This is a genomic window from Planctomycetota bacterium, assembly GCA_038746835.1.
GTDB lineage: Bacteria > Planctomycetota > Phycisphaerae > Tepidisphaerales > Tepidisphaeraceae > JBCDKH01.
This window is the reverse complement of sequence record JBCDKH010000203.1, coordinates 1-6,241: the sequence shown is the minus strand read 5'-3', so window position 1 is coordinate 6,241 and position 6,241 is coordinate 1. Positions and strand designations below refer to the sequence as shown.

The 6,241-nt window shown below is 65.3% G+C and carries 6 protein-coding genes; 2 read left to right on the top strand and 4 right to left on the bottom strand.

Annotated features, from left to right (window positions below; all coding sequences use genetic code 11):
• From AAGI46_14895 to AAGI46_14885, 3 genes are all read right to left on the bottom strand, one after another.
• A partial coding sequence (locus AAGI46_14895; GenBank protein ID MEM1013494.1) for a hypothetical protein occupies positions 1 to 1,884 on the bottom strand: 1,884 nt, incomplete at its 3' end.
• 88 nt (positions 1,885 to 1,972) lie between these two features.
• A complete protein-coding gene (locus AAGI46_14890) occupies positions 1,973 to 2,755 on the bottom strand; it encodes a LysM domain-containing protein (protein MEM1013493.1) in 783 nt (260 codons plus the stop codon).
• A gap of 137 nt (positions 2,756 to 2,892) precedes the next feature.
• A complete protein-coding gene (locus AAGI46_14885) occupies positions 2,893 to 3,438 on the bottom strand; it encodes an HU family DNA-binding protein (protein ID MEM1013492.1) in 546 nt (181 codons plus the stop codon).
• A gap of 313 nt (positions 3,439 to 3,751) precedes the next feature.
• Here AAGI46_14885 and AAGI46_14880 point away from each other — a divergent pair, with 313 nt between their 5' ends.
• Entirely contained in the window at positions 3,752 to 4,039 is a 288-nt protein-coding gene (locus tag AAGI46_14880; protein MEM1013491.1) for a hypothetical protein, read from the top strand.
• 41 nt (positions 4,040 to 4,080) lie between these two features.
• Positions 4,081 to 5,244, top strand: coding sequence for a glycosyltransferase family 4 protein (locus AAGI46_14875; GenBank protein ID MEM1013490.1), 1,164 nt, complete (start codon positions 4,081 to 4,083; stop codon positions 5,242 to 5,244).
• 10 nt (positions 5,245 to 5,254) lie between these two features.
• Here AAGI46_14875 and AAGI46_14870 read toward each other — a convergent pair.
• On the bottom strand, positions 5,255 to 6,241 hold a 987-nt coding region (locus AAGI46_14870; protein ID MEM1013489.1), incomplete at its 5' end, for an aconitase family protein.

The following is a 6,241-nucleotide window of genomic DNA, read 5'->3' as shown; positions in this document are numbered from 1 at the left end:
GGTCACGCCGCCCGGCTCGCCGCCGCGCGGGTCGACGGTGAGCAGGCTGCGGAAGTCCCGCATGGCCGAGTCTTTGGTGAAGTCGCCCGCGTAAGGAACGAGCTCGAACGCATCGAGCCGAACGCGGGCCGGGATTTCCTTACGCGTGTTGCCAAGCTGAAGCCGCAACGGCTCGGCCATGCCGGGGACTTCGAATGCGGCCGGCTGCCAGGCCATCTGGTCGATCCACTGACTGAAAGGCACGTGGACGGTCTGCTCCCAGTCGCCGCGGCGGGCACGGATCGTCACGACCTGGAAGGTCCCGGCCATCGCCGCGTCGCGGTCGCGCTGCTCGCTGGGCACCTCGCGCACCCAAGGCGAATGCCGAACCTCATCGACCCGCTCGAGGTCCAGATCGAGCGTCATCGGCGTGACGATGCCAGACTCCGGATCACGCCGCTGGCCGTTGACGGCGAGTTCGAGCTTGCCGTCAGGAAGGTCTTCGAGCCGCGTCGGCTGATCGGCGCGGGTGACGACGTGCCAGAAGCCGGCCCGGTCTGATTTGGTCAGCAGTGTGTGTCGCTCGTCCTCGCCGGGCTTGGGGAGCAGATCGAGCCCGTCGGCGAGGTCGTAGTGGAGGTGAATCGTCTCGTCGACCAGCGTCTCCTGCCGCTGACCTTTCGGCCCGGCACCCTCGACGCCCAGGACGAAATCGGTCTCGCTGTGTCGCTCGTCCAGGAGATAGCGGCGAAACGTCTTGCCGTGGGGCGAATCGGCGGGCGGGTGGACGAGCAGCTCGAAGGCGTCGACCGGCTCGCCATTGCCAAAGAGTGGGAAGCCCGGCAAGAAGGCGACGGCCTCCAGTTCGTAGCCGGTGTCGTCGAGCGCGACCCGTTCGCCCGGCTCGATGGTGATTGTGCCGGACACGCCCCCGGTGTGAGGGTCTTCGCCGCCGACACGCCAGGAGACCTCGTGGGCTTCCCGGGCTGCTGAGGCGAGCAGTTCGCCGGTCAGTTCGTCCGTGCGGTGGAGGTGCCGAATGTTCAGCGTGGCGACCTTGGACGAGGCAGCATCTTCCCGAAGGTGCTCCGACTGCTCGGCGACGAGCCACTGCGATCGCTCGTCGCCTGTCTCAGACGCTCGCAGCGTCATGCGAATGCCCGTCAGCTCACCGCCGCCACGGGCGTAACTGTTGCCGACGACGGCGTACGGGTGGAATGCGACAAGGTCGAGGTAGAGCGGCTCGCCGTCGTCCATCGAAATGGACGGCGAGTCGTGAAGCGGCGTGCTTCGACCAGTGCGCGTGGCCTCGTCGTAAGCGAAGACCTGCGGCACAAGACCACCCATGCCGCGATCGGCGAACCACTCGGCCCCTTCGTGCGGATCGAACCGCGGAAGGTCCGGCAGCGGAATCGGCTCGGCCTTTCGCTTGCCAGCGGTCAGGTAAAGAGCACGCTCGTGGGCGTCGTAGTACCAGTTGACCTGCTCGCCGGTGCGGACGAGCGTGAGGCCTTCGGTCTTCTGCGAGAAGTAGACCGTCATGCCGAAGATCAGCACGATGATGCCCAGGTGGATCGTCCAGACGCCCATCCGTGGCAGCGTGAACGGAATGCGGTTGAGCGAGACGGTGAGCAGGTTGACGACGAGCAGCGCAGCCAACGTCGGCATCGGCCACGCGTTGAAGAACTGCATCTCGTTCATCTCGAAGGCCTCGCGGACCTCCGGAATGCCGCTGCCGATCGCGACGTAGAGCGCGAGCAGCACCATCAAGATGATGCCGAACAGGACGCTGTTGAACGTCTTGTTCCACGCCCAGCCGAACCAACCGAACACGTCTGGTGTCGTCGCACGGATGGGCGGAGAGGATGTCGCGGGGGCCATCGGCCCGGCATCGGCAGCCGTCATCGGTCAGATGGTACGAATCAGCCGCACAGACGGTTTTCAACACCGGCCGCACGTGCTGCGGCGTCTGGTCGCACGTTGCTGCTGCTGGTTACTGCGGCAGCCGCAGCACCATGCCGACTTTCAATCGGGCCGGATCATCGCCGATCAGGTCGCGGTTGAGCTCGTACACGGCATTCCACAGGGCCGAACGACCGAGACGCGACCGTGCAATGTCGGACAGCGTCTCACCCGGGCGAACGGTGTGCGTCGTGGGATCGGCGTTGATCGCCGGAAGGCCGCGCGGCTTGCCGGCACTGTCGAGGCTCGGAATGACGATCAGGTCGCCGATCTTCAGTCGCCGAGGATCAAGACTCGGGTTCGCGCGACGAATCGTGTCGAAGTGAGCGTCGCTGCCGTAGTACTGCTCCGACAGGCTGACGAACGTGTCACCCTCGGCGAGAATGTGCTCGCGTGCGGCCGTGTCGAAGGCGCGATCGGTCGGCGTGGGTGTGGCTGACTCCGCCGGCTTGCCGAAGTTGGCCAGCTTGGCAGCGAGGTCGTCGTTCCTGTCTTCAGACTCGGGTTCAGCGGACGGAACGGTTGTCGTCGTGACCAGAACCTCGTCGCCCCAGACATCATCGCCGGTGTCCAGCGATGGTGCGTCCTGAGCGACAACGCCAAGATCTTCCAGCGACGGTCCGTCAGAAAGTCCCTGAATTGGAGCGTCGTTGACGACCGGGTCCCACGCGGTCATCGCGTCGTTCGTGTCGGCAGCGGCTGTTTCTTCGTCGTCTCCGGAGAACAGAAGCACGCCGACATAACCAACGCCCGCGAGCCCGAGTGCCCCGGCCGCGATGAAGGCGACACGAACGTCTTTTCGAAGTAGAGCCATCCTGGCTGTCCCGTGTCAGAGGTTGAACATCGCCGGCCTCGTGCCGAGCGTCCTGGCAATGTAACGCCTTGCTTTCGGGCTTCAAGTTGTAACCCGTTCTGTCGCGGGCGGTGAGCGCGCCGTCTCTGCCGCGCTCGTTACCCGCCGACGGCAACCGGAACAGGACGGGCCTTCTGCTGCTGGCTCTTGAGTGCAGCGACGGGCAGGTTGGCCGGCGCGGGCGTGCCTTGTGCGGCGGTGTTGCGCTGCTCGTCGAGCGCTTCGAGCTTGAGCTTGAGCAGCCGGCCCAGCTTGAACTTCACCGTTGTCCGCTGAGGCACCCAGACGGCTTGCCGCTTGCGCGGGTTCTGGGCACGCCGTGCCTTGCGGACGGCCGTCTCGAAGACGCCGAAGTCGCGAAACTCGAGTCGATTGCCTTCGGACAGTTCGTCGACGATATCGTCGAGAAACGTCTGTATGACATCCTTGACGACGCTGCGGCGTTCGTCGGTCTTGTCGGCGATGCGTTCGATCAAGTCCTTCTTCGTGACGGTCTGCATGAAGGGGCTCCGTGCGGCTTGGATCGGCGAGTTCCGATGGGTCGACACCCGTCGCGGCGATGTGCGGCGGGCGTCTAAGGCGTCTGCTTTCAACGGTTTACCCGGCCTCCGCGTCGGCGTGAACGGTTCAATTACAAACGACATATTCGCGTCCGCTCTTGCCTGCTGCGTCACCGTGTCGGGGATGTTGATTCTGCTCTGCGACCACATCGCGATGTTGTCATGCGGCAACAACCCGCACGAGTGACTTGGCGGCAAGGCCCGCAGCACCGATTTCGTCACGGCGGCACCGTGGTTGCCCCACTCGGATGCCATGAGGCGAATGTGCATTGTCGTCGTCGTCGCATTGGCATCGGCGACCCTTGCTGGCTGCTCCAGCGGACCAGACTCGCCGCGACCAGAGACACGCCCTGCCGCGGCAGCGTTGGCGTATTCGTTGCCGGTCCAATTCGCGTCCGTGTCGCAGGAAGCCGAGGTCCGCACCTTCCTTGAAGCCAGGCTGGCTCGGGCCGGCCGAGCCGAGACGGCCCTGCTCGGCTTCGACTCGCCATCGGTCACGCTCTTCGTGAGCGAGATTGATGATCGCCAGCGCATCCTCGGCGGTTTCGGTGGCTTCGGCGGCCACTACAGCGGCGGCCCGGGCCGATTCACCACCCATGGCGGCCGAGTGTACGACACGTACTGGCAGCGCGACCGCAGCATCACCGCCTTCGAACGCACTCGCCCAGCCGGCGAGCTCAACTGACACGCCGCGCCATCGCTCGGCAGCCGCTTACCGTCCGCCGCATGTCAGAGGATGCTGCCACTACGTTCGATCCGCGTCACGTCGCCATGTTTGTCGATGGCCGCGAGAAGTACGGCATCGGCACGATCGTCCGGCTTTACACCCTTGTCTGGCCCGACGCGACCTATGTCGCCTTCGGGACCGGTCCCTTGCTGGATTACCTGAAAGACGGCGGTTTTCCCGTCATCGAGCGGCCGGTGACGGGTTTTACTGCCGTCGGCGCTTCTTCGAAGACGCTTGCGACGCTGCCGGGCGGAATGCTGCGGAGCCGGCGCGAAGCACTGACCCTCGAGCCGATGCTCAAGGAGCGTGGCGTGCGATTCGTCCAGACCCAGCGACTGACGCACCAGCTCGTCGCGGGCTTTCTTCGCAAACGTGGCTTCCGCGTCGGCTGGCAGATCAACAACAACACAACGGCCAGCCGGCTCTTTGGGCTCGGCATCAAGATGAATCACGCGCTCGCTCGATGGGGCGCCGACCTTCTCCTTCCCGCGAGCGACTTCATCGCTGCGAACTGGCTTGCCAGTGGAGTGCCATCGCAAACGGTGCGAAATGCCGCTGAACCGATGCACGAGAACCCGCCAGAGCCGGCGAGTCTCCCACCGCTTCGCTGCCTCACCGCTGGCAGACTGACTCCGAGCAAGGGGCACCACATCGCGATCAAAGCGATCCGACGACTTCTGGACGAAGGCGTTCAGATCACACTCGACTGCTACGGCAGCGAGGTCTCAGACGAAGACCACGCCTACGCCGACGAGCTCCGCCAACTCGCCGGCCCGCACCTCGACAAAAGCATCACGCTGCGCGGGTTCGTCGATGACCTTCGCCAGCGACACCGCGAGTACGACGTCGGGCTGCAATGCCGACTCGATCCGGAACCGTGCAGCCTCTGGGTGTGCGAGTCACTCGTCGATGGCCTTCCGCTGCTCGCGACGGCAACGGGCGGCACGCCAGAACTCGTCGCGGACGGTTCGACCGGTCTGCTCTACGCCAGCGGCGATGCCGATGACCTCGCCGCGAAGCTTCGAACCATCGCGGCTGACCAAGCCAAGCTTCGACAGTGGCAACAAGCGGCCTACGACCGCGGGCAAGCCGACTTCACAGTCCAAGCGTTCGATCGCCGCACGCGACAAGCTTGGGGAACGCTCGACGGCGTCGACGCGTGACCCATGACTGTCAGACCACGCCCGCCGTTCCGGTTTCGATCTTCTGGCTGACGTAGTCCCGCGGGTCGGTCACGCGGCCGGTCAGGGCACTGGCGGCGACCGTCAGCGGTGAAGCGAGATAGACGCCGGCTTTCTTGTCGCCCATTCTCCCGGGGAAGTTGCGGTTGGTCGTGCTGATGCACGTCAGCGGCTCGTTGAGTCGACCGAACGTGTCGCTCGGGCCGCCGAGGCAGGCGGCGCAGCCGGACGGGCCTATCAGGCAGCCGGCGTCGGCGAGGACGTCTTCGATGCTCTTCTCGTTCGTGTCCTTCTCCACGCCGCGCAGGTTCAGCCGCTTCATGTCGGCGTGCACCTCCGTGCTGCCAGGGACGACGTAGGTCGGAATCTTCACTTCGTGCCCGACGAGAATGTTGGCCGCGAAGATCATGTCCGTGATCTTGCCGCCCGTGCACGAGCCGATGTAGGCCCGGTCGAGCTTGACGTCCGTGCAGTTGCGGGCGAGATCCTTGTTGTCCGGCGAGTGCGGCTTGGCGACCATCGGCTCCAGGACACCCAGGTTCCACGCGTGACGGCTGTGGTACTCCGCACCGTCGTCCTCGGTGACGACGTCCCACTCGGGGCGATTGCTGCGGGCGCGAACGTACTGAAGGGTCTTCTCGTCGACGTCGCACACGCCGTTCTTGCCACCGGCCTCGATGGCCATGTTGGTGAGCGTCATGCGGTCTTCGAGCGTGAGCGACGCGATGCCGTCACCGGAGAAGTACATCGAGCGGTAGGTCGCCCCGTCGACGCCGATCTCGCCGATGACGGCCAGGATCATGTCCTTGGCGGTCAGGTACGGCGGGATTTCACCGTCGAAGTCGAACCGCATCGTCGGCGGCACCTTGAGCCACGTCTTGCCGGTGCCGAGCACGAAGGCCGCGTCGGTGTTGCCGACGCCCGTCGCGAACTGTCCGAATGCCCCGGCCGTGCAGGTGTGGCTGTCGGTGCCGAGCAG